19 protein-coding genes and 1 pseudogene are annotated in these 23,361 nt (G+C 59.3%); 8 read left to right on the forward strand and 12 right to left on the reverse strand.

What is annotated here, in order from left to right; translation table 11 throughout:
* Nucleotides 1-4 precede the first annotated feature (4 nt).
* From glmM to ybgC, 10 genes and pseudogenes are all read right to left on the reverse strand, one after another.
* Nucleotides 5-1,363, reverse strand: a complete 1,359-nt coding sequence (gene glmM, locus AC0L7L_RS10340; RefSeq protein ID WP_473513879.1) for a phosphoglucosamine mutase — start codon at nucleotides 1,361-1,363, stop codon at nucleotides 5-7.
* A 221-nt stretch (nucleotides 1,364-1,584) separates the two neighbouring features.
* On the reverse strand, nucleotides 1,585-3,534 hold the full coding sequence (gene ftsH, locus AC0L7L_RS10345; protein WP_473508862.1) for an ATP-dependent zinc metalloprotease FtsH: 1,950 nt from the start codon (nucleotides 3,532-3,534) through the stop codon (nucleotides 1,585-1,587).
* 109 nt (nucleotides 3,535-3,643) lie between these two features.
* Nucleotides 3,644-4,897 (reverse strand): tRNA lysidine(34) synthetase TilS, encoded by a 1,254-nt coding sequence (gene tilS, locus AC0L7L_RS10350; RefSeq protein WP_473508864.1) that lies wholly within the window; start codon nucleotides 4,895-4,897, stop codon nucleotides 3,644-3,646.
* A 77-nt stretch (nucleotides 4,898-4,974) separates the two neighbouring features.
* A complete protein-coding gene (gene ybgF, locus AC0L7L_RS10355; RefSeq protein WP_473508866.1) occupies nucleotides 4,975-5,637 on the reverse strand; it encodes a tol-pal system protein YbgF in 663 nt (220 codons plus the stop codon).
* A 316-nt stretch (nucleotides 5,638-5,953) separates the two neighbouring features.
* Entirely contained in the window at nucleotides 5,954-6,496 is a 543-nt protein-coding gene (pal, locus tag AC0L7L_RS10360) for a peptidoglycan-associated lipoprotein Pal (protein ID WP_272211823.1), read from the reverse strand.
* A gap of 207 nt (nucleotides 6,497-6,703) precedes the next feature.
* Nucleotides 6,704-8,012, reverse strand: a pseudogene (gene tolB, locus AC0L7L_RS10365) (Tol-Pal system beta propeller repeat protein TolB).
* A gap of 71 nt (nucleotides 8,013-8,083) precedes the next feature.
* A complete protein-coding gene (locus AC0L7L_RS10370; protein WP_473508869.1) occupies nucleotides 8,084-9,175 on the reverse strand; it encodes a hypothetical protein in 1,092 nt (363 codons plus the stop codon).
* A gap of 9 nt (nucleotides 9,176-9,184) precedes the next feature.
* Complete coding sequence (tolR, locus tag AC0L7L_RS10375; RefSeq protein ID WP_272211829.1) at nucleotides 9,185-9,637, reverse strand: protein TolR; 453 nt, start codon at nucleotides 9,635-9,637, stop codon at nucleotides 9,185-9,187.
* A gap of 19 nt (nucleotides 9,638-9,656) precedes the next feature.
* The gene (tolQ, locus tag AC0L7L_RS10380) at nucleotides 9,657-10,376 is read right to left on the reverse strand and encodes a protein TolQ (RefSeq protein WP_473508871.1); all 720 of its coding nucleotides are present in this window, start codon (nucleotides 10,374-10,376) and stop codon (nucleotides 9,657-9,659) included.
* 328 nt (nucleotides 10,377-10,704) lie between these two features.
* On the reverse strand, nucleotides 10,705-11,169 hold the full coding sequence (ybgC, locus tag AC0L7L_RS10385) for a tol-pal system-associated acyl-CoA thioesterase (RefSeq protein WP_272211831.1): 465 nt from the start codon (nucleotides 11,167-11,169) through the stop codon (nucleotides 10,705-10,707).
* Between the two features lie 193 nt (nucleotides 11,170-11,362).
* On the opposite strand from ybgC, the gene AC0L7L_RS10390 reads away from it, so the two are divergent.
* The 4 genes from AC0L7L_RS10390 (at nucleotide 11,363) to AC0L7L_RS10405 (ending at nucleotide 15,135) form a co-directional block, all read left to right on the forward strand.
* Nucleotides 11,363-12,583, forward strand: coding sequence for an NAD-dependent epimerase/dehydratase family protein (locus AC0L7L_RS10390; RefSeq protein WP_473508873.1), 1,221 nt, complete (start codon nucleotides 11,363-11,365; stop codon nucleotides 12,581-12,583).
* A 3-nt stretch (nucleotides 12,584-12,586) separates the two neighbouring features.
* Complete coding sequence (locus AC0L7L_RS10395) at nucleotides 12,587-13,447, forward strand: glycosyltransferase (protein ID WP_473508875.1); 861 nt, start codon at nucleotides 12,587-12,589, stop codon at nucleotides 13,445-13,447.
* The gene (locus AC0L7L_RS10400; protein WP_272211835.1) at nucleotides 13,444-14,361 is read left to right on the forward strand and encodes an NAD-dependent epimerase/dehydratase family protein; all 918 of its coding nucleotides are present in this window, start codon (nucleotides 13,444-13,446) and stop codon (nucleotides 14,359-14,361) included. The genes AC0L7L_RS10395 and AC0L7L_RS10400 overlap by 4 nt, the downstream gene beginning before the upstream one ends.
* Before the next feature lie 84 nt (nucleotides 14,362-14,445).
* Nucleotides 14,446-15,135, forward strand: coding sequence for an HAD family hydrolase (locus tag AC0L7L_RS10405; RefSeq protein ID WP_473508879.1), 690 nt, complete (start codon nucleotides 14,446-14,448; stop codon nucleotides 15,133-15,135).
* 43 nt (nucleotides 15,136-15,178) lie between these two features.
* On the opposite strand, the gene AC0L7L_RS10410 is transcribed toward AC0L7L_RS10405, so the two are convergent.
* On the reverse strand, nucleotides 15,179-15,715 hold the full coding sequence (locus AC0L7L_RS10410; RefSeq protein WP_272211838.1) for a hypothetical protein: 537 nt from the start codon (nucleotides 15,713-15,715) through the stop codon (nucleotides 15,179-15,181).
* Between the two features lie 199 nt (nucleotides 15,716-15,914).
* On the opposite strand from AC0L7L_RS10410, the gene thrC reads away from it, so the two are divergent.
* The 4 genes from thrC to AC0L7L_RS10430 all read left to right on the forward strand — a co-directional run bounded on the left by thrC (nucleotide 15,915) and on the right by AC0L7L_RS10430 (nucleotide 22,214).
* A complete protein-coding gene (thrC, locus tag AC0L7L_RS10415) occupies nucleotides 15,915-17,315 on the forward strand; it encodes a threonine synthase (protein ID WP_473508883.1) in 1,401 nt (466 codons plus the stop codon).
* A 13-nt stretch (nucleotides 17,316-17,328) separates the two neighbouring features.
* Entirely contained in the window at nucleotides 17,329-18,627 is a 1,299-nt protein-coding gene (locus tag AC0L7L_RS10420; RefSeq protein WP_473508885.1) for a M16 family metallopeptidase, read from the forward strand.
* 77 nt (nucleotides 18,628-18,704) lie between these two features.
* A complete protein-coding gene (locus tag AC0L7L_RS10425; RefSeq protein ID WP_272211839.1) occupies nucleotides 18,705-19,307 on the forward strand; it encodes a GNAT family N-acetyltransferase in 603 nt (200 codons plus the stop codon).
* 9 nt (nucleotides 19,308-19,316) lie between these two features.
* Complete coding sequence (locus AC0L7L_RS10430; RefSeq protein WP_473508888.1) at nucleotides 19,317-22,214, forward strand: EAL domain-containing protein; 2,898 nt, start codon at nucleotides 19,317-19,319, stop codon at nucleotides 22,212-22,214.
* A gap of 18 nt (nucleotides 22,215-22,232) precedes the next feature.
* On the opposite strand, the gene AC0L7L_RS10435 is transcribed toward AC0L7L_RS10430, so the two are convergent.
* Nucleotides 22,233-23,303 (reverse strand): zinc-binding metallopeptidase family protein, encoded by a 1,071-nt coding sequence (locus tag AC0L7L_RS10435; RefSeq protein WP_272211840.1) that lies wholly within the window; start codon nucleotides 23,301-23,303, stop codon nucleotides 22,233-22,235.
* Between the last annotated feature and the right edge of the window lie 58 nt (nucleotides 23,304-23,361).

Genomic DNA, 23,361 nt, shown 5'->3' on the forward strand with positions numbered 1-23,361 from the left:
CAGCTCATGCAGCGTGGCGCACATTCGCGATCACGTCAATGAGGCCAGAGACGACACGCTCGACCTGCGCGGGATCGTCGCCTTCCGCCATCACCCGGATCAGCGGCTCGGTGCCGGAGGGCCGTATAACCAACCGTCCCCTGCCCTTCAGTTCCGCCTCAGCCTCGGTGATCGCCTTTTTGACGTTGCCGTCCTCCAGCGGGGCTGCGCCCGCCTGAATGCGGACATTGCGCAAGAGCTGAGGAACCGGTTCAAACTTGCGGCACACTTCGCTGACCGGCTTTCCCGCGCGTTTAACGGCGGCGAGGATCTGCAGGGCGGCGACCAACCCATCGCCGGTCGTGCCAAAATCGGAAAGCACGATATGCCCGGATTGTTCGCCGCCAACATTGTGACCGTGCTTGCGCATATGCTCAACGACGTAGCGGTCGCCGACCTTGGTGCGGACAAGATCCAGCCCCTTGCTATTGAGATGACGCTCAAGACCGAGATTCGACATGACCGTGGCCACAAGGCCGTTGCCCTTGAGCTCACCGTCCTCGGCCATATTGCCGACGATCACCGCCATCAGCTGGTCGCCATCGATGATATTTCCCTTCTCGTCGACAACGATCAGCCGATCGGCGTCGCCATCGAGTGCAATACCGATATCGGCGCGGACTTCGTGGACCTTGGCCTGCAGCGTCTTCGGATAGGTCGATCCGCATTCCTTGTTGATGTTGAGGCCGTCCGGCTCCGCCCCGATCGTAACCACGTCAGCGCCGAGTTCCCACAGCGCTGTCGGGGCCGCCTTGTAGGCTGCGCCATTGGCACAATCGACCACGACACGCAGGCCATGCAGCGTCACATCGCGCGGAAGCGTGCGTTTGACGAATTCAATATAGCGGTAGATGTCGCCCTCAACGCGGCTGGCGCGCCCAATCTCGCTGGAGCGGGCCAGTTGAGGATAATAGTTCTCGCGATCCACTAGCGCCTCGATCCGCGCCTCGATCTCGTCCGACATCTTGTATCCGTCAGGACCGAAAAGCTTGATGCCGTTGTCGGCATAGGGGTTATGGGAGGCAGAAATCATCACCCCGACATCGGCCCGGAGCGAACGGGTCAGCATGGCGACAGCCGGCGTCGGAATCGGGCCCAGGAGATAGACATTGAGGCCGGCGGCGGTGAAACCGGCGACCAGCGCATTTTCCAGCATGTAGCCGGAAAGCCGCGTATCCTTGCCGATCACCACGCGGCGACCATGATCGTTGCGGCGGAAAATCGTGCCCACCGCGATGCCAACGCGCATGGCAAGGTCGGGTGTCATCGGGAAAGTGTTGGATTGTCCGCGGATACCGTCGGTTCCGAAATACTTGCGTGCCATGTCGTTCCTCATCTGCGCCGCCCTGGGGCGACGGTCATATCTCTGCCGGGCTGTTAACGCGACCTCATGGCAGAAAAACCGCTCCAAGACACTTAAAATAACGTCAACAACGCTAACACGACGTTACCGTGACGTTTACCGACAACGCTGGAAACGGATGCACTGATCGCGCCGCAAAAGGCACAAAAAAACCGCCGGGGCTGCCGGCGGTTTTTTGTTTCTCAGTTGGGCTGCGGCTCGAAACCGTCGCCTTCCTTACTGTCGGAAGGCTTACCCGATGGCGCATCCTTCTTGGGGCCCATGGAGGGGACTGCTGAGCCGCGCGAAGGCGGAGTGTCATCGCCAAGATCACGGGAGGGTTTCTCGCCCTTCAGGATGGACTTGATTTCATCACCAGACAGCGTCTCGTATTCGAGAAGTCCTTCGGCAACCGCGACAAAGCCGTCGTGGTTTTCCTTCAGGATACGCGTCGCCTCTATATAAGCTTCATCGATCAGGCGGCGCACTTCCGAGTCGATTTTCTGTGCGGTCGATTCGGAGACATTCTTGCTCTGCGAAACAGAATGGCCGAGGAAGACCTCCTGCTGATTCTCGCCGTAGGAAACCTGACCGAGCTCATCGGAAAAGCCCCATTGCGTCACCATCGCCCGGGCAAGCTTGGTCGCCTGCTCGATATCGGAGGACGCGCCGGAGGTGATGTTGTCCTTACCAAAGGTCAGTTCTTCGGCAACACGTCCGCCCATCATGATCGCAAGCCGCGAGATCATCCACTTGTAGCTCATGGAGTAGCGGTCGCCCTCGGGCAGCTGCATCACCATGCCAAGAGCACGTCCGCGCGGAATGATCGTCGCCTTGTGGACGGGGTCGGCCACCGGCACCTTTATCGCGACCATGGCGTGACCGGCCTCGTGATAGGCCGTGAGTTTTTTCTCAGCCTCGGTCATGGCAGAGGAACGCCGTTCGGCGCCCATCATGATCTTGTCCTTGGCATCCTCGAACTCGGCCATGGTGACCAGACGCTTGTTGCGTCGTGCCGCCATCAGCGCCGCTTCGTTCACCAGGTTCATCAGATCAGCACCGGAAAAGCCCGGCGTGCCGCGGGCAACCACCTTGAGGTCGACATTCGGCGCCAGAGGCGTGTTGCGGGCATGCACCTTCAGGATACGCTCGCGACCAACAATATCCGGATTCGGCACCACGACCTGCCGGTCGAAACGACCGGGGCGCAAGAGCGCGGGGTCGAGAACGTCCGGACGGTTGGTTGCGGCAATCAGAATAACACCCTCATTGGCCTCGAAACCGTCCATCTCGACCAGAAGCTGGTTCAGCGTCTGCTCACGTTCGTCGTTGCCACCACCGAGACCGGCACCGCGATGACGGCCCACCGCATCGATTTCGTCAATAAAGATGATGCAGGGTGCGTTTTTCTTGGCCTGTTCGAACATGTCGCGTACACGCGATGCACCGACACCGACAAACATTTCAACGAAGTCGGAACCGGAAATCGTGAAGAACGGCACATTGGCTTCGCCGGCAACCGAACGCGCCAGAAGCGTCTTACCGGTCCCGGGCGGTCCGACCAGCAGCACGCCGCGCGGAATACGGCCGCCAAGGCGCTGGAATTTCTGCGGGTCACGCAGGAATTCAACGATTTCCTCAAGGTCCTGCTTGGCTTCATCAACACCGGCGACATCGTCAAAGGTCACCCGTCCATGGGCTTCCGTGAGAAGCTTTGCCTTGGACTTGCCGAACCCCATCGCACCGCGAGAGCCACCTTGCATCTGGCGCATGAAGAACAGCCAGACACCGAGGATCAGCAGCATGGGCAGAAGCGTGCCAACATAGCTCAGGATACCGCCGGAGCCGTCATTCACCGGTTTGGCGGTGACGTCGACTTTGTTTGTCTCAAGCTTGTTCAGCAAGGAGTCATCAATGACCGGCGCATAGGTGTGGAAGGTCGTGCTGGCGCCACCGGAATAGCTGCCAGTGATGTTGTTCCCGGTAATGGTCACTTCCTTGACCCGGCCGGAATCGACATCATTCACGAATTGCGAGTAAGGCACCTGGTTCGCAGCATTCTGCGAGGGCGTCGACTGGAACATGCTGAAAAGCGCGACCAGCAGCAGCGCGATTATGGCCCACAGCGCAATATTGCGTAGGTTTGGGTTCATTAAACTCCCCGAAATCAAATTTCCGGCACATAGGATGCCACTGAATTACGCCTAACATAGGGTCCGCACCATGTCTTGCCAAGACAAGCAGGTTCCAAGATTCACTTTCTCAACGCAAATAGGCCTCGGCCGGTGAGCGATAGGCGGTATGACCGAAAGCAACCGCCATGGTGCTGGCGGGTTCCAGGTCGAAGCCGGACAGAAACCGGTCGAAAGGTGCCAGATAGACCTCTGAAAGAGTGCCTTGCGCCGCGGCATCAGGCATCATCGCTGGACGAGTGGCGGTCGCCAGTCGTGCCAGACGCGGTGGCACGTTCGCATAATCGCCTTCACTTCCAATTTCGAGACCCGCCGGAGCGACATGAAGCTCAGCCTGCGTTTGGTTTTCGATACGAAAGCGCCCGTCCCAGACCGCCCACGCCCCCGGCCCTATCTCGATGTGCGGCAATTCGCGACCTTCGCGCAGCACAAAAACTTGTCCGCGGTTATTTTCAAAAAGGCAGCGCCCGGCTGTCATGCGGGTTCCATGCGGGGCCGCACAGACCACCATAACGCGCTCAAGTACAGAGCGGCCCGGACCATAGGCCAGGCCGCCAATCGCGGGGATCAGAAGATTGAGCAGATAGCGCGCCGGAGCCGGATCTTCGAGAAGCCGTTTACCATCAAGCCGGGCAACGCCGCCGACATGGATCGTGGCCGCGGCGCTAAAAAGGTCTGCCGCCTTGCGGGAAACCGCTGCGCGCTCCCGTGCGGCAGTCCCGGCCTGGACAGCCAGTTTTTCAACAGCTGCGCCAATGGCCTGGCGTGTGCGCACACGTTCAAAATGTGTGTCGTCATTGCTGGGGTCATCAATCCATGACAGCCCGTGCGCCTGAAGAAAGCGGCGGATCGCGCCGCGGCCGACCTGCAGAAAAGGCCGCACGACCCACATACGGCCTTCGATCAGGGTCTTCTCCGCCATTCCCGTTGCCAGCGCCGACGCGCTGCGTGCGCGCCGCATGGCAAAGGTCTCGGCCTGGTCGTCCAGCGTGTGGGCCACGGCGATAACATCAGCCCCGCAGCGCTCTGCTTCACCGCATAACAGCCGATAGCGGGCATGGCGCGCTGCAGCCATCAGTCCCGAAAGCGGCTTGGGCGCATCCCAAAGCACCGTTTCATGGGCAATTCCGCGCAGGGCGCACCCGCCTGAAACCCATGCTGCTTCGTCGGCCGCTTCGGCACGAAGCCCGTGATTGACGGTCACAGCCGACAGCCGGACATCGCTTCTGCCCGAGACCAATCTCGCCACATCGAGCGCAGCAAGAAGACCGATCGAATCACCGCCACCGGAGACGGCAACGAGAACATGACAGCCCTTTTTCAAGGTAAGGAGAAATTCATGTGCCGCACGAAGAGGGGTGCTGGCGGGCAAAGCATCGGCAAAAGGCACATGCGCCTGCGTCAGCATCCGTTGGCCGAAAGTTCCGCGCTTGCCTTTGTCAGAACAGCCTGTGCGGCATCGGGATAGCGCACCGGAACTTCAGAGAAGGTGGCGCAGGCAGCATCGCTATTGCCCATGCCAGCCAGAGACTGACCAAGCTTCAGCAGCATTTCCGGCGCCTTGTCGGATGTGCCGTAAGCCTTGTAGGCATTCAGGAAGGTCTTCGCTGCTTCATTGTATTTTTGCTGGGCCAGCATCGATTCGCCGAGCCAGAAGCTCGCATCGGGAATCAGCGGGCTGTTGGGATAGCTCAGCACAAACTCGCCGAACGCATCTTCGGCCTGCTGATAATCACCCGAGAGAATGAGATTGTAGGCTACATTGTAAAAGGCGGCATCATTGCTGCCGCTCCCGGCGGCCCCGGGCAGGTCGCCGGGCATTGTCGCATCGTTCATTGCGCTGTCTGGCATCGGCGGCGGGTTGTCGATCGATGCAGCCTCATTGTCGAGCCCGTTGTCAGAAGACGCAGGCGCAGAAGGTGCCGACATGCCGCTTTCGAGATCCTGCAGGCGGAATTCCATATCCTCCTGCAATTTGCGAATTCGCTCTTCCATCTGCAGCATCTGGAAGCTCAAATCCTCAACCTGGCCGTTGAGACTCCTGATCTGCTCCTCAAGCTGCATGATCTCGCATGGCAGGATCGCTTGCCTGCACCTGCACGGTTTGCGGCGAAACTCCACTCTTTGCCGGGAAAACCGAAAAGCCGGCCGCACCCGCATTTGTCTGCAAGCCCAAAAAGGCAGAGCCCGCCAGCAGACATAGAAATGCTTTTTTCATAATCCTTTTCCCAAAAAAACTGTCCCTGAACCCTATAAAACAGACTTGTCTCTCCTCGGACACGCTGTTTCAGGCCATATTTAGATCAAAACGCAGTTTGTTGCACTGCAGGCACAAAAAAACCGGCACGAAGCCGGTTTTTTCTCGATCGATATAGCCGGATCAGCTTCCGGCGCCACGCAGCACCGTGACAGTGCGGCGGTTCTGAGACCAGCAGGAAATGTTGTCGCAGACGGCGACAGGCCGTTCCTTGCCATAGGAAATGGTCGAGAGCCGGTTTGCCGGAATGCCCCGTGACACGAGATAGTTTTTGGTTGCCGTGGCGCGGCGTGCACCGAGCGCAAGGTTATATTCGCGCGTGCCGCGCTCGTCGGCATGGCCGTCAATGCGGATCGAATAGTTGGTGTAGCGCTGCAGCCACTGGGCCTGCTTGTCGAGCGTCTGGGCAGCAATCGGGGTGATCGCGGCAGAATCCGTCTCGAAATAGACCGTATCGCCGACATTGAGATCGAAATCCTGCACGCTGCCCGCAGAAGCGACGCCTGCATTGGCACCCGCCATGCCCTGGCCGCTGCCCGGCAGGTTATCCTGCTTGGATGCGCAGCCTGCAAGGCCCAGCGCCAGGACCGCGCACAGCGCCACAGCAGCGGATCTCATCGCCTTCTTTCTGGAAAGGCCTTCAATTCCAAGCATAGCTCGGCTCATTACCGCTCTCCTTCAAGCGTTCCAATAAAATGCCCGACACAGGGAAATCGGATCGAATACGCTAATACAAATTGCAGTCCGACCGGCTGCGCACCGCTGAAAGCGGGCCGATCGACCTTTCCCAATCACCTACCAAATCGCCGTTAATACCCCCTGAACAAAGGTCGTTAACGAACGATGAAGCGGGTACTAAATCCACCCGCGCCGCTATTCAAGAAGCGGCGACCAGGCCGGGTCCGACGCGAAATCGGGTGTCGAAACGCGTTGCTCGTTATAACCCGTCAGGTCGATGGAATAAAGGTGCGGGCCTCCCTCACCGGCATTCTGGCGGAAGAACATCAAAACACGGCCGTTCGGCGCCCATGTTGGCCCTTCATTGTGGAAGCCCGTGGTCAGGATCTCGCTCGCCGCTACCGTCCGGTTTCATCACCCCGATCGAGAATTTACCCCCGGATTGCTTGGTGAAAGCGATCAGATCACCACGCGGAGACCATACCGGTGTCGAATAGCTGCCATCGCCAAACGAGATTCGCTGCTGGTTCGAGCCGTCCGCATTCATGACATAAAGCTGCTGGCGTCCGCCGCGATCGCTTTCGAACACAATCCGGTTACCGTCCGGCGAATAGGACGGCGATGTGTCGATTGCATTGGTGCTGGTCAGCCGTGTTGTCGCGCGGGTTCTGAGGTCCATTGTGTAAATATTGGCATTGCCATCCTGCTGCAGGCTCATGACGATGCGCTGACCATCGGGTGAAAACCGCGGCGCAAAGGTCATGCCCGGGAAATTGCCGACAACTTCGCGCTGACCGGTCTCCAATTGCAGAAGATAGACGCGCGGCTGATCGTTTTCATAGGACATGTAGGTGACTTCCTGCCGGTTCGGCGAGAAGCGTGGCGTCAGCACCATATAATCACCGTTGGTCAGCATCCGGACATTGTAGCCATCCTGGTCCATGATCGCGAGCTGGCGCTTGCGGTCGGTCTTCGGTCCGCTTTCCGATACGAAGACGATGCGGCTGTCGAAATAGCCCTGTTCGCCCGTCAGTGCCTGATAGATAGAGTCAGCAATGATATGGGCGACACGGCGCCAGTTGTCAGGCTGGGTGTAGAATTGCTGACCAATGATCTGCTGGCCGGCATAGGTATCCCAGAGCCGGAACTCGGAGCGCAGCCGGCCATCCGCCTCGCGGGTGACACGGCCGACGACCAGAGCCTCGGCGTTGATCAACTGCCAGTCCTGAAACCGCGGGGTCTGGTCCGGGTCGTTGATCTGCTGAATGAAAGCGGAGCGATCCACCGCCTTGAACAGGCCGGAACGCTGAAGGTCAGCGGCAATCACCCCCGAAATATCCGCACCCAGACCGTCATCCGATATGAAATCCGTAATCGCGATCGGCAGCGGTTGAACATTGCCGCGCGAAATATCGATCTCAACCAGCGCATTGGCCGGTGCCACGAAGATAAGGCCGAGGCCGGCCCAGGCGACAGAGAGAAATACAAGACAGCGTTTGAGCATGACAGGTCAGGCCTTTCAGCGTTGATTGCGACGGTCTGATGCGGAGCGCTCCGCAGTCCTCCGGTTAGTCTTCAGAGCATCTGGCTCGGATCAAAGTTCACGATAACTTCGCTCCAGGCGTCATATTTTTCGGGCGGAAGTTGGACGAAAGGGGAAGATTTCAGCACGGCACGGCGTGCGCCTCCGGCCAGAATACGCCGTGCGCTCTCACTTCCACCGGTTGCCGTCACCTCGGGCGTACCGACAATCGCACCGGATGGATCAAGCTTCATCTGTATGCGTATGCGAACACCCTCCGCACCGTCAAGCCCGGCGAGGATCGACCAGTTGCGCTGGATCTGCCCGCGCAGTGCGTCAAGCTCGCTCTGCGAGAGCTGCGCGCCTGGCGACGAACGCTGGGTACCAAGCGCCGCCGGCGTTTCGCTACGCTGTGCGCCGCCCCCGGTTGCTTCGGTCCGGTTCAAAAGTGCCGCAATGTCATCGACATTGAAGTCGTCCTGCTCTGTCGAGGCCGTTGTCTGGCTGTCGGTGCGCGGTGCTTGCGCCGTGCGGGTCTCACGCAATGCCGGCTGCTGCGGCCTACGGGTCGGCAGTGGTGCCTGCTCCGGAAACGCGAGTTCGGGTTCCGCAGGCGCTTCGGGTGCGGGCTCGGGCGGAAGGGCTTCCTCCGGTTCCGGCACCGGGGCGGGCTCGGGCGTTTCGACCGCTTCAGGCTCGGGCGTCGGCTCAGGGGCCGGTGTGGGTTCGGGTGCGGGCTCCGGCCGTTCGGCCGGCGCTGGCATGGGCGGCGGTGCTTCGGCGGCATCTTCCTGCGGCTGGGGCGGGGTCTCATCAGCCGAGGGCGTGGGCAGCACAGCCTGCTCCTGCTCGATCTCGTCTGGAGCCGCATCAGGCGCGGTGTTCAGATCAATCTCGTTTTCACCGATATTTTGCGCATCGTCCACCCGATCTTGCCGCCGCGTCGGCAACGGCGCGGCGATTTCGGCAAGTTCGGCATCCTCATCGCCCTGCTGCACCTGCGTGATATCCTCAATCGGGATCAGCGTCACCGGCAGGGCATCGACATCAGCCACTTCCATCGAAGGCGGCGAGCCAAGCAGAAACACTGCCCAGCCGATGACCAGACAGTGCAGAACAAAAGAAATGGCGATGCTGCGCGTCATGGCGAAAGATCAGCTATCCTGTTCCTGCAGGGTGACCAGCCCGATATTCTTGAAACCCGCTGCTGAAATCCGCGCCATCACCCGCATTACCGTGCCGTAATCGGCGTTGGCATCGCCGCGCACATAGATGCGTTCGCTGTAGCCCGTAGTGGCAATCGCCTCGAGCTTCGGTACGATCTCGTCAATCCCGATCTCCGTTTCCTGCAGGAATATCTGGCCTTCGGGGTTCACCGAAACGGTAATCGGCTGTGTATCGGAATTCATCGCCTGCGCCTGGGTCTCCGGCAGGTCGATCGGAACACCGACGGTCATCATGGGTGCGGCAACCATGAAGATGATCAACAGCACCAGCATGACATCGACAAGCGGCGTCACATTGATTTCGCTGACGGGGCCGCGGCGGGCACGCCTGCGTCCGCGGCGACTGCCGCCTGCTGCCCCTGTTCCCGTGGACATTCCCATATCGCAATCTCCCTTCCGCTTATTCCGCAGCCGGGCGCGACTGGAGCTTCTCGTCGATCTGACGCGACAGGATCGCGGCAAACTCGTCGGCAAAACCTTCCATGCGACCGACAAGCTTGCCGCTGTCGGCGGCGAACTTGTTGTAGGCAACAACGGCGGGAATGGCCGCCACCAGGCCGATGGCGGTTGCCAGCAGCGCTTCGGCGATGCCGGGAGCGACAACAGCAAGGTTGGTCGATTTCGAACCGGCAATCGCCTGGAACGAGGTCATGATGCCGACCACCGTGCCGAACAGGCCGATAAAGGGCGCGGCCGAACCGGTGCTGGCCAGAAAGCCGAGGCGGGCTTCAAGCTTCTCAGATTCGCGCTGAATGGCGACATCCATCGCCTTTTCAACGCGCATCTGCAGACCGACCGGCGCGCGCGCGCCGCGCTCGAATGATTTTTTCCACTCGCGCATGGCGGCGACAAAAACCGCGGACATGCCGGAGGTCTTGCGATCCGAAAGATTCGAATAGAGTTTCTCCAGCGAGGTGCCCGACCAGAAGGCATCCTCGAACTGGTTATAGGCGCGGCGTTCCTTGTTGTAGGCGATGATCTTCTCGATCACAATCGCCCACGTCCAGACCGAGGCGGCGATCAGACCAATCATGACCAGTTTGACGATCATGCCGGCCTGCAAGAAAAGCGCCAGCAGGCCGACATCGGCGTGTGCTGCTTCCAACCCAAGCTGTTCCATGTGACGTAAGTCCTTGAATATATGGGCCCGGTTGACCGGGCGGGTACAGTTAGAGCCGCCTGCGAGACAGAATTCAGATGACGAGGAGATTGGCAGAAGCACGCATATTAGCTCCATCTCGTATAGAAACGTGGTGAAACCTAGGCAAACCGGCCTGAAATCCCGCATATCACATCAAACATGATTATGGTTAACACCCGGTTACCGGCGGACCGAAAGCCCCTGAAAACCATGGCAGCAAGCCACAATCACACACCCCGCAGCGCGGTGGCCAAATTCCTTCACATAATACTCATGTTTTATCAAGCCCGGCGGCAGACCAGCAGGCCTACGCGCCCTTTGCCTCAAGCAATGTCCGGGCCAAGTCATCCGGCATGCGCCGGGCGCGGCCATGCCTGTTGATCACAACCACGGTGACGGTCGCTGTGGTCAAAAGCACGCCACCAGCGGCAATCGACTGTTCCAACACCATACGCGCACCGGTCGCTTTTATCGTCCGAGTCCGGATTTCGAGGATGTCATCCATATGCGCCGAACGGACAAATTTCAGATCCATGTGGTGAACCGCGAAGGCGAGCCCCTCCTCATCAATCGTATGCAGCGTGTGCTGCTCGACACCGTGGCAGCGCAGATAGTCTGTCCGTCCGCGCTCAAGAAAATGCAGGTAGCGTGCGTGATAGACGATGCCTGAAAAATCGGTATCCTCATAATAGACCCGCTGGTGCAGACAATGTTCACCGCCTTCAAGCCTGCCGCTCAAATCCGGTACATTTCCGCCACTTTTGTCTGTCATCTCAAACCTCGTCTCGTCGTTTTGCGTCTTGTCCTAGTCCAGTGCAAGATGGCTTCGCAATGACGAAAGCAAGACTGGAAAGATCTCTGGGCGGCATTCGCAGAGATTGCGTAAAAAAACATTGCATTTATGTCATACTGCTATCGGTTAGCACCGAATTTCACTGCATGATAAAACGGATCGGAGTGGCTCCATGAAAATTGCGGTTATGGGCGGAGACGGGTTCATCGGATGGCCAACGTCGCTGCATCTGTCAGATGCCGGACACGAAATCCATATCGTCGACAACCTGTCGCGGCGCTGGATCGACACCGAGCTCGGTGTTCAGTCGCTAACCCCGATGGACTCCATTCAGGAGCGCACACGCATCTGGCACGCGGAAACCGGTCGCCGGATCCACTTCCATCTCATCGACCTCGCCAAGGACTACGAAATCCTGAAACAGTGGCTGGCCGATGAAAAACCGGACGCCATCATTCATTTCGCCGAACAGCGCGCGGCTCCCTACTCGATGAAATCCGACCGCCACAAGAACTACACGGTCGACAACAATGTGAGCGCGACGCACAACCTGCTGAACGCGCTGGTCGAGATCGGCCTTGACGCCCACGTCATCCATCTCGGCACGATGGGCGTCTACGGTTACTCTACCGTGGGTGCGGCAATCCCGGAAGGTTACCTGCCGGTCGATATCGAAGCGACCACGGGCGAGAAGGTCAGCCAGGAAATCCTCTATCCTTCGAACCCCGGTTCGATCTACCACATGACCAAGTGTCTGGATCAGCTGCTGTTCGCCTTCTATGCCAAGAATGACGGCCTTCGGATCACCGACCTGCATCAGGGCATTGTCTGGGGCACCCACACCGAGCAGACCAAGCGCCACGAACAGCTGATCAACCGCTTCGACTATGACGGCGATTACGGCACGGTGCTGAACCGTTTCCTGATTCAGGCGGCGATCGGCTATCCGCTGACCGTCCACGGTGTCGGCGGCCAGACCCGCGCCTTCATCCACATTCAGGATTCGGTGCGCTGCATCGAGCTTGCGCTCAACAACCCGCCGGAGAAGAACGCCCGTGTGGAAATTTTCAACCAGATGACCGAAACCCACAGGGTCCGCGATCTGGCCAAGATGATCTCGGACATGACCGGCACCGAGATCGCCTGGCTGCCCAATCCGCGCAAGGAAGCGCCGGAAAACGACCTGATCGTCAAGAACGACAAGTTCCTGTCGCTCGGCCTCAACCCGACGACACTGAAGGAAGGCCTTCTGGGAGAGATCGTCGATATCGGCAAGAAATACGCCTATCGCGTTGATCGCAAACGCGTGCCGGCCGTTTCCGCCTGGACCAAGGACATTGCCACGAAGATCAATCGCGATCCCGAAGGCAACTCGCTGAAGTCGGTTTCGTAATTGATGCCAGACCCCTCACATGAAGGCGTCCGCCGCAGCGCGGACGCCAAGGCTCCGTTTGCCTTCGTCACACTGGTCACCAATGCCGATTACGCCATGGGCGCGCTTGCGCTTGCGCGTTCGATCTTCCTGAGCGGCACGCCGGCAGACGTCGTCGTGCTTCATACCGGCGGCACGCCTGAAGAAAGCCTGAAACAGCTTGAGGATATCGGCTGTCGTATGATCGGGGTCGATCATCTGCCGCTTTCAGATGCCTTCAACGCTCGCCATGCCCGGCGCGAAGTCCACGACAATGCGCCCTTCACCAAGGGCCGCAAGCCGGACTTCCACACCCCACTCGACAATTTCTGCAAACTGCGGCTCTGGCAGCTTGTGGAATACCACGCGGCCGTATTCATCGATGCCGACGCGATCGTGCTGAAGAATATCGACAAGCTGTTCTTTTATCCGGAATTTTCCGCAGCTCCCAATGTGTACGAGAGCCTCGCCGACTTTCACCGGCTGAATTCCGGCGTATTCGTCGCCCGCCCTGACATGGCCACCTTCGATGCCATGCTGGAGACACTTGATGCCCCGGAGGCCTTCTGGCGGCGGACCGACCAGACCTTTCTGCAGGATTTCTTTCCCGACTGGCACGGCCTTCCTGTGTTCATGAACATGCTGCAATATGTCTGGTTCAATCTGCCGGAACTGTGGAACTGGTCCGATATCGGCATTCTGCATTACCAGTATGAAAAGCCGTGGGAAGACGAACATCCCAAGGCGGAGGCGCTGAAACCGCTGATCGATCTCTGGTGGGCCTATTTCGACGGCGACCAGATCCCGGATATCACAACGCTCGAGAACCCGAAAAAACCGGCATGAAACATGTTCTCGTCAGCGGCGGCACGGGTCTCGCCGGCCGCTATATCGTGGAGGAGTGTCTTGCGGCGGGCCACAGGGTCACGGTCGCCGGTCGCAATCCGCCGCCAGACGGGATGTTTCCGCCTGCGGTCGGCTACAAACCGCTCGATCTGGCGACCGAACAGGTTTCAAGTGACCTGTTCGCCGGTATCAATGTCTTCCTCCATGCGGCCTTTTCCCACCTGCCCGGTCGGTATCGCGGCGGCGAGGGTGACGACCCGGACGGTTTTCTGAAACGGAATGTTGATGGCAGCATTGCTCTATTTGAGGCCGCCCGGAAAGCCGGTGTCAAACACTGCGTCTTCCTGTCAAGCCGTGCGGTGTTTGACGGCTATCCTTCCGGAACGCCCCTGCCGGAGGCCCTGGAACCCAACCCGGCAAGCCTTTACGGCAAAGCCAAGCTCGAAACCGAAATGGCACTTGCCGCCTTGGCTGAACCCGGTTTCGTGACCGTCAGCCTGCGCGCCACGGGAATTTACGGGGACCTCTACCCCAATAAGTGGGAGACCCTGTTTAACCGCTATGTCGCGGGCGAGACGATCGAACCGAGAGCAGGCAGCGAACTCAACGGGCGCGACCTTGCTGGAGCGGTACTGGCCGTTATCCGCGCGCCGATCCCCAAGGTTTCCGGCAAGGCGCTTCACGTGACGGATATTGTAGTCGACAACCACACCATTCTTGCGCCGCTGAAGGCCGCACTTGTCTCGCCCCATGCACTTCCGGCGCGCGCCGACCATGACACGGTCAATGCGATGGCGACTGGCCGGCTCAACGCGCTTGGATGGCGCACGGGCGGCATGCCGCTTTTCAGCGCTTCGCTGCAAACCCTCGTCGAAGGTTTTCTGGCCAGACGGGCGCGCGGCGATCATTCATGAAATTGATCTGGGCGCGGATCCATACTATCTGCAGCGTGCTATTGTGCCGCATCCCGAGATTTAAATGACCAACAGGATCTAGACATGAGCCGCTTTGACCTCATCATTTTCGACTGCGACGGCGTTCTGGTCGATTCGGAAATTCTTGCCGCGCAGGTGGAATCGAAACTTCTGACCGAGGCGGGTTATCCCATCACCGCCGGCGAAATCGGCGAGCGGTTTTCCGGCATGACATGGCGCGACATCCTGCTTGCCGTCGAAAACGAAGCCGAAATCCCTCTTCAGTCGACCCTGATCGAGCAGCACCATACGATTCTGGAGAGCCGCCTGAAGCGCGAACTGCAGCCGATTGCCGGCGTGCGGGAAGCCGTAGCCCAGCTTTCCGAACCGCGCTGTATCTGCTCCAACTCCACGGAAGAACGTATCAAAATGATGCTGACCAAGGTCGGCCTCATCGACGTTTTCGAACCGAAAATATTCTCCGCCGAAAGCCTCGGACCCGATCGGGCCAAACCGAAACCTGACGTGTTTCTCCATGGTGCCGAAAAGATGGGGGCCCGGCCGGAAAACACTCTGGTTATCGAGGATTCGGTCCACGGCGTCACCGGTGCCACGGCGGCCGGCATGCGGGTTGTAGGCTTTACCGGCGCATCACATTCGACCCCGACCCATGCCGATCAATTGACCGAGGCCGGCGCCGAAACGGTCATCCACCGGATGGAGGACCTTCCGGCGGTCGCAACGGCCCTTCTGGAGTGGTCAGACTCCGTATAGGCGGGCCACAGATGGAAGGGCCGGCAGCGGCCGGCCTCAGCAATCACCTGTCGATACCGACCCTGACGCGCGTGTTTGAACCGGCTGTGGCCGGAACGGGCAGCCCATCGGCGCGGAACAGAAACTGGGTCGAGACCCCGTCTGCGGGCAGCTCGACTTCCTTGATGGTCACCTGGTCATAAAGGGCGACATCGCCGTCCACGATCTCCACGCGCACAGGAACCTTGTAAACACCCGGCCGGGCCTTCGGGCCACCGACGAGGCGACCGGCAACGACAACCTGCAGCAACAGCTGTTCGCTGGTTGCCGATACGGTGCAACTGCGTGAATAGTCGGACAGCGAGACCTGATAGGCGAGATTTTCAGCCGAATCCGAACCGGCCGGCGAATAAATCCGCTTGTAAGTCTGGTCGTCGTCCAGCAGCACCTGCGGGCAGATGCGCGACAGCGCCGTCAGATTGACACCCGGGGTTACCGGCTGGGCCGGTACGACAGGTGCCTCCGGCGAACCCGTAGTACAGGCCGCAAGCCCGGCAAAAGCCAGAACAGCGGCCAGGCGGCAGGTTGTGCTAAATGACACGGCAAGTATTCCTTTCCTCTCTCCAGGGCTTTTCAAGCCCCGCAGCTTTGTTCTATATCAGCGCGAACGCAAGAATTCGATTGTCTGGCATGACCCGCAGGCACGAGCAACACCCGAAGCCTTTCCGACAACCGGAAAGGCCAAAGCGTGCCACAAGCTAGACATTTTACGGAACCTGGCAAGCACAAAGGGGCTTTGCGTGGACTATATTTCGACGCGGGGCGATGCTCCGACCCTCGGTTTCTCCGACGCACTTCTCGCGGGCCTCGCAACGGATGGCGGCCTCTACCTTCCGCGCGAGTGGCCGAGGATGTCCGCAGACGATATCCGGGCATTGCGCGGCAAGTCCTATCAGCAGATCGCTTTTACCATCCTCAAGCCTTTCATCGGCGGCGAAATCCCCGACGATCGCCTGAAGGTCATGATCGACGAGGCCTATGCCACGTTCCGGCACGAAGCTGTAACGCCGCTGGTGCAGAGCGGCGCAAACCGCTTCACGCTTGAACTTTTTCATGGCTCGACACTCGCCTTCAAGGATGTCGCCATGCAGCTTCTGGCGCGGTTGATGGATTACGCGCTGAAGACCCGCGGCACGCGCGCCACCATCGTCGGCGCGACATCGGGTGACACCGGCGGAGCAGCGATCGACGCCTTTGCGGCAAGCACGCGCACCGACATTTTCATCCTGTTCCCGCACGGCAAGGTATCGCCCGTCCAGCAGCGGCAGATGACGACCCTCGGCGCACCCAATGTCCACGCAATCGCCATCGAAGGGCATTTCGACGACTGCCAGAACCTCGTCAAGGCGATGTTCGCCGACGCGCGCTTTCGCGACGAGGTCAGGCTTTCCGGTGTCAATTCCATCAACTGGGCACGCATCATGGCCCAGGTGGTCTACTATTTCACCGCTGCCGTTTCCCTCGGCGCCCCGGACCGCGAGATCGACTTCACGGTTCCAACCGGCAATTTCGGCGATATCTTCGCCGGTTATGTGGCACGGCAGATCGGCCTGCCAATCGGCCGGTTGGTCATCGCAACCAATGAGAACGACATTCTCGCGCGCACACTTGAGACCGGTCGCTACGAAATGCGCGGAGTCGAGGCGACGACATCGCCCTCGATGGACATTCAGATATCCTCAAATTTTGAACGCCTTCTGTTCGAGGCGAGCGGGCGCGATGCCGGTTATATTCGCCGGGCCATGGCCGGGCTCAAACAATCCGGAGCCTTCGATATCGAAGAGGCGACGCTGAAACGCATTCAATGCGTGTTTGCGGCCGGTCGCACCGACCAGCAGGACGTCGCCGCAGAAATCGCGCATACGCTTGCCGAAACCGGTGCGCTGATCGACCCGCATACTGCCGTCGCGATGTCGGTGGCACGCGCCCATCAGTCGACTAATCCGATGGTCGTCCTGTCCACGGCGCATCCGGCAAAATTCCCGGCCGCCGTAAAATCAGCGAGCGGTATTGACCCGGCGCTTCCGCCATGGCTTGCTGACCTGATGGACAAGGAGGAGCGTTTCAATGTCCTTCCACCTGAACTCGACAAGGTGGAAGCATTTATTCGCAACGGATTGAGCGCTGGAAGCCAACGATAGGAAGCAGGATCGCATGACAGTAGAGTACACCCGGCTTCCCTCCGGGCTGACCGTCGTTACCCAGAACATGCCTCATATCGAGAGCGTGGCGATCGGGACCTGGATCAAGTCGGGATCACGCAATGAGTTCCAGAACGAGCATGGCATTGCACACCTTCTGGAACACATGGCCTTCAAGGGAACCAAGCGTCGGACAGCGCGTCAGATCGCGGAAGAGATCGAAAATGTCGGCGGAGAGGTCAATGCCGCCACCTCGACCGAAACGACCTCTTATTACGCGCGAGTTCTGAAGGATCATCTGCCGCTTGCCGTTGATATTCTGGCCGATATCCTCACAAGTTCTGCCTTCGATGAAGAGGAACTCGCACGCGAGAAAAACGTCATCCTGCAGGAGATCGGCGCGGCCAGCGACATCCCTGATGACGTGGTTTTCGACAATTTCGCAGGCGCTGCCTATCACGACCAGATGATTGGCCGGCCGATCCTCGGCACAGCGGAAACTGTGATGGGCTTCACGCCCGACGATATCCGCGGCTACCTCGCCCGCAACTACACGACCGACCGGATTTACATCGTCGCGACCGGGGCCGTCGATCATGATACCTTCGCGCGTCTCGTAGCCGACCGGTTCGCTTCACTGCCGCAAAAGCCGGCAACGCCGCCACTCGTGGAGGCCGCGAGTTATACTGGTGGCGAGGCCCGGGAAATGCGGACGCTCTCCGATGCTCAGGTCATCCTCGGCTTCGAGGGTCCGGCATATCACGCTCAGGATTTCTACTGCTCGCAGATTCTCGCCAACATCCTGGGCGGAGGGATGTCGTCCAGGCTGTTTCAGGAAGTCCGCGAGATCCGCGGGTTGTGCTACTCTGTATACGCTTTCCATTGGGGCTTTTCAGACTCGGGTGTGTTCGCCGTTCATGCAGCGACCGGCGGCGACCAGCTGCCCGAGTTGGTGCCGGTGATCATCAATGAACTGCGCCGTGCCGCCGAAAACGTCGATCCCACCGAGATTGAGCGCGCCCGTGCCCAGATCCGTGCGCAGCTTCTCATGGGACAGGAGAGCGCCTCCGCACGCGCCGGACAGATCGCGCGTCAGGTCATGCTCTGGGGACGTCCGATTCCCAACGAGGAAATGATGATGCGGATCGAAAACATCACCCCACGCAGGCTGACAGACCTTGCAGGCCGCGCCTTCTATGATGCCACGCCAACCCTGTCTGCCGTCGGCCCCATTGAGCAGCTCGCACCTCTGGATGATATCGTTGAAAGTCTGTCATTCGTAGAGAACAAGGCAGCGAAGGCGAGCCTTTGATATTGTGATGCTGAAACACAAGCGCGGTTTGGATCACATTCCCGAGTTTGAGGGCTCAGTAGAGCGGGGACTGTCAGTTGTTCGCCTTTCTGCCCACGCCTAAAACACTCAGGCGACGCACGTTCGCACTCCGGTCAGGGGATTATCTGCTGCGCCTGCCGCGCGCATCGGATTTCCACGGTTGGCGGCAGTTGCGGATCAGAAGCCGCACCTTCCTGCAGCCCTGGGAGCCGACCTGGAACACTGACGACCTGACCGAGCGCGCATTTCGCCAACGCATCGCCCGAATCAACCACGAGTTCGACAATGGCAGCAGCATCCAGCTGTTCATCTTTCTGAAGAAGAGCAACACCCTTGTCGGCGGCATCACGATCGGCATGATTCGCTATGGCGTCGCACGGGCGTGCATGCTTGGATACTGGATGGGAGAACCCTTTGCTGGCAAAGGCCACATGTTCGCCGCACTTCGAATCGTAATTCCATATATCTTTCAAGAGTTGAGGTTGCACCGCATTGAGGCCGCCTGTATCCCGTCAAACCAGCGTAGCGCTTCTCTTCTGCAAAAGGCCGGTTTCAGCAAGGAAGGGCATTTGCGGAAGTATCTTCTCATCAACGGCCAGTGGCACGATCACCACCTCTATGCCCTGCTGAACGATGATCATGGCGCCAAAGGGAATTGAAGACCACAGATGCGATTGTCCCCCGAGTACCGACGGTTCCCCGAAAACGCTTTCGCCTGGTTTGCGCTTGCAGTATTTTTCCTTTGCACGGCAGTTCAGGCTCTGGCGCTTGAACCGGTCGAGGTTTCGCGTGGCGATGTTGCAATCGATCTGACGAATCACGTCGAGCTATACCCCAATGAAGGCAGCGTGCTGCAGATCTCGACAGTTCCGGATTCCAATGGCATCCGTCGCAGGATCGAAGTGCGCTCCAGCAGTGAAGAACATCCGGGCGACTGGGCAGTCTTCTCGCTTGCCAACATTTCCGACGAGCAGCTTGAGCGGATGATTGTGGCGCCGCATTTTCGCCTGCCCGGCTCGGGCATGTTCTGGCCTGATCTCGACTCCTCACGCATTGAGGCGATAACCCCCTCCGAAGGCTTTGCGCTTACAAAGGCAAAAAATGATGACGCCGACGTGTTTTCGATCACGCTCAACCCTGGCGCCGTCATCACATTCGTCGCAGAGCTCAATTCGGCCGAACTGCCGCAGATCTATCTCTGGCAACCTGAAGCCTACAAGGACACCGAGAATGCCTTCACGCTCTATCATGGCGTCGTCCTTGGCATTGCCGGTCTGCTCGCCGTATTCCTGAGCATTCTTTTTGTGGTGAAGGGCACATCCGTGCTTCCGGCAACCGCGATGTTAGCCTGGTCTGTGCTGCTATACGTCGCGATCGACTTCAGCTTTCTAAACCAGCTCATTCCACTGTCGCCGGGCGACCTCAGGATATGGCGTGCCAGTGCAGATGTTGCCGTCGCGTTCAGCCTCGTGGTCTTTTTGTTCACCTACCTTAATCTTGCGCGCTGGCACACCCAACTCGGCTATGCCGCAGCCGCCTGGGGCGTTCTGCTTATGACGCTTTTCGGCTTGGCACTGTTCGAGCCATCGGCCGCCGCCGGCATATCCCGCCTGTCTTTCGCGGCAACGGTTCTGGCCGGCGTCGTCCTGATTGTCTATCTGAGCTTCCGCCGCTACGACCGCGCGATCCTGCTGATGCCGGCCTGGGCGCTGATCCTCGCATGGCTGTTTGCCGCCTGGATGACCGTTTCGGGACGGGTCGACAATGACATTGTGGAACCCGCGCTTGTTGGCGGACTCGTTCTTATTGTGCTTTTGCTCGGCTTCACGGTCATCCAGCATTCCTTTGCAGGAGGTGCCTATCAGCCCGGGCTGTTTTCCGATCTCGAACGCCAGGCCCTGGCGTTCCTGGGAACCGAGGCCACCGTATGGGACTGGGATGTCGGCCGTGACCGGATTGTCACGGAGCCTGACTTCGCGCCAAAGCTTGGTTTGGCAGCCGGCGCGCTCAACGGCCCGGCCCGGACATGGCTGCAATATTTGCATCCCGGAGACAGGGACCGCTTCCGCTCGACACTGGACCTGTTTCTGGAGTGGCGCCGCGGTCGCATGAAGCTGGAGTTCCGCATCCGCGCCAATGACGGCCATTATCACTGGATGCTGATCCGTGCCCGACCGGTGCTCAGCACCGATGGTGAGGTAATCCGTTGTGTCGGCACGCTGACAGACCAGACGGACCAGAAAGTCAGCACGCAACGGCTCCTGCAGGACGCCGTATCCGATAATCTGACAGGTCTGCCAAACCAGGCGATTCTCCTCGATCGGCTGCATTGCCTGATCGCCATGTCGAGAACCACATCAGACCTGAGGCCGACGTTGATTGTCGCTGACATTGACCGGTTCACCGATATCAACGAAACGCTCGGCTTTGCAGCCGGCGACAATATACTGATCGCATTGACGCGCCGCATACAGCGGCTGTTGAAACCGGAAGATACGCTGACACGCCTCGCCGGAAACAGCTTTGCCATCATTCTTCAATCACAGACGGAGCCCGACGACGTCGCCGCCTTTGCCGACGCACTGGTGGCCGCGATTGATGTCCCGGTCACTTTTGAGCATCGCGATATCTCGCTGACCTCCTCGATCGGCATCGCCTCCTGGCACGACAGCCCCGAGTCCGCTGAAGCCTTGCTTGAGGATGCAAGGCTGGCAATGCTGCGCGCCAAACGCATGGGTGGCAACGCCGTTGAGACCTATCGACCGGCACTGAGAATGCTGGACGACGAACGCAAGCAGATGGAAGCCGATCTGGCGCGCGCAATCGATCGCAAGGAAATGTCGGTTCTTTACCGGCCGATCATGCGCACAGAAGGGCACAAGGTTGCCGGTTTCTCTTGTGTTCTAAACTGGAAACATCCCCAGCGCGGTGATATTTCGACCGGCGAGATCTTCGAGATCAGCCGCGAATCCGGGCATTCGGCCGAGTTGGTGATTTACACCGCCAAGCAGGCACTCGAAGATCTATCCGCCTGGCAGCAGACCCTTCCCAACGCTCGGCCATTCGTCTCAATCGAACTCAATTCGACTGACATGCTGCGCACCAGCACGCTGATCGAGCTGGAGAACCTGGTGCGTCAGTCGGAAAACGCACCACGGCAGATCGTCTTCTCGATCCCCGAAGATGTCGTGCAAAAGGCACCGGAACAGGCCAAGCTTGCGCTGCAATATCTGCGCACGATTGGTGCCGGCGTGACACTGTCCGGCTTCGGCAATGGCCATGGTTCACTGACCCTGCTGAAGGGATTTCGCTTCGATGCGACCTATGTCGATAATGCGATCTTCAAGAATAACCAGGAAGTGCAGATCGACCTCGTTCAGGCCTTTGTCGGTCTTTCGTCGCGCCTTGGAACATCTGTCGGCGTGACAGATGTGAGCTCTGCGACCGATGCAAAGGCGCTCGACGAGGCCGGCTGCACCTATACCAGCGGGCCGCTTTACGGTGCGCCGGCGGCAGGCTCCGTGGCTCTGCGCCTGCTGCGGGAAGGACTGGCAACCGCCAGTTGATCCCGCAGGCAGCGCGCGTCAGTGCCTGTCAGGAGATTTGCTGCCCGACTGCCTGTTCAGCAGCGTGAACACGAAATCCAGCTTTGTGATGATCGCCGAAGACAGGACAAAGGGGTAGAAGTCCTTTTGCCCCATGGATTTGTGAATCGCGTTGATCGCGAGCGTCAGCGGCACCCAGGAATCGGCAAGCCGTTTGCCGCTTTCGCATTGATAGGGATCATCGAGTGGCTCCGGTTCGACATCATCAACCTTCAGCCCGAACGCGCGCGCCGTTTCCAGCGTGTCGACAATATGGAGTGCATGCGCAAAGCTTTCGGCGAAATCTTCCCACGGGTGGGTCGATGCGTAGGCGCTGACAAAATTCTCCTGCCAGCCGGCGGGTGGTCCGTTGTCGTAGTGGCGCTGCAGCGCGGCCTGATAGTCTTCTCGCTCATCGCCAAAAACGGCCCGGAATGTATCAAGCCGGCCACCGTCACGCACCAGCCGGTCCCAGATATAATGACCGACTTCGTGACGGAAATGGCCCAGCAATGTGCGATACGGCTCGTTCATCTGGTTGCGCGCAATCTCGCGCGTCACATCATCGGCTTCCGCAACCCTCAACGATATCGCACCGTTCTCGTGGCCAGTCATTGCCGGTTGGAGATAGCCGCTTTGATCAACCTTGTCTTCGAGGAAATCGAAGACAAGGCCGCCTTGGGGGTCTTCGGCCCGTGTCGGTGTATAGACGCCCCAGCGCAGCAGCGAATAAAAGAGGTGGCGTTCGGCCGCCACAATCCGGCGGAACCGGTTGAGCCCTGCTTCGGTTCCGGTGTCAGGGATCAGATTGTTGTGCCGGCAGCAAGGACAGAACTCCTCCGCGCCACCTTCCGGCAAGAGCCAGTTGCAGACGCCAAAACTGGCGTTGGCGCAGAAGCGGAACGTGCGCTCGCTATCGTCAGCCTTGTGCCAGTTGACCTGATCGGTCGGCTTGAGAGCATAGATTGCGATAGTATCCGGGTCGAACCCGAGCCGGTGGCCACAGGCAACGCAGACCTCATTGTCGAAGTAGACAGTCTGGCCGCAATGGTCGCATTCGAAAATCTTCATGGCTGCCTCGCGATTGCGGCCGCCCCGATGGGAGACCGTCAGCTTCCTATAAACGGAA

Source organism: Martelella sp. K41-7 (assembly GCF_055808365.1).

Bases quoted from the DNA above. Each gene is read 5' to 3' on its own strand.
- AC0L7L_RS10395 (WP_473508875.1), top strand. From the start codon at position 12,587: ATGCCAGACCCCTCACATGAAGGCGTCCGCCGCAGCGCGGACGCCAAG.
- AC0L7L_RS10405 (WP_473508879.1), top strand. From the start codon at position 14,446: ATGAGCCGCTTTGACCTCATCATTTTCGACTGCGACGGCGTTCTGGTC.
- glmM (WP_473513879.1), bottom strand. From the start codon at position 1,363: ATGGCACGCAAGTATTTCGGAACCGACGGTATCCGCGGACAATCCAAC.
- ybgC (WP_272211831.1), bottom strand. From the start codon at position 11,169: ATGACAGACAAAAGTGGCGGAAATGTACCGGATTTGAGCGGCAGGCTT.
- AC0L7L_RS10400 (WP_272211835.1), top strand. From the start codon at position 13,444: ATGAAACATGTTCTCGTCAGCGGCGGCACGGGTCTCGCCGGCCGCTAT.
- pal (WP_272211823.1), bottom strand. From the start codon at position 6,496: ATGAGCCGAGCTATGCTTGGAATTGAAGGCCTTTCCAGAAAGAAGGCG.
- ybgF (WP_473508866.1), bottom strand. From the start codon at position 5,637: ATGCAGCTTGAGGAGCAGATCAGGAGTCTCAACGGCCAGGTTGAGGAT.
- AC0L7L_RS10430 (WP_473508888.1), top strand. From the start codon at position 19,317: ATGCGATTGTCCCCCGAGTACCGACGGTTCCCCGAAAACGCTTTCGCC.
- tolQ (WP_473508871.1), bottom strand. From the start codon at position 10,376: ATGGAACAGCTTGGGTTGGAAGCAGCACACGCCGATGTCGGCCTGCTG.
- ftsH (WP_473508862.1), bottom strand. From the start codon at position 3,534: ATGAACCCAAACCTACGCAATATTGCGCTGTGGGCCATAATCGCGCTG.
- tolR (WP_272211829.1), bottom strand. From the start codon at position 9,637: ATGGGAATGTCCACGGGAACAGGGGCAGCAGGCGGCAGTCGCCGCGGA.
- AC0L7L_RS10420 (WP_473508885.1), top strand. From the start codon at position 17,329: ATGACAGTAGAGTACACCCGGCTTCCCTCCGGGCTGACCGTCGTTACC.
- AC0L7L_RS10435 (WP_272211840.1), bottom strand. From the start codon at position 23,303: ATGAAGATTTTCGAATGCGACCATTGCGGCCAGACTGTCTACTTCGAC.
- AC0L7L_RS10370 (WP_473508869.1), bottom strand. From the start codon at position 9,175: ATGACGCGCAGCATCGCCATTTCTTTTGTTCTGCACTGTCTGGTCATC.
- AC0L7L_RS10390 (WP_473508873.1), top strand. From the start codon at position 11,363: ATGAAAATTGCGGTTATGGGCGGAGACGGGTTCATCGGATGGCCAACG.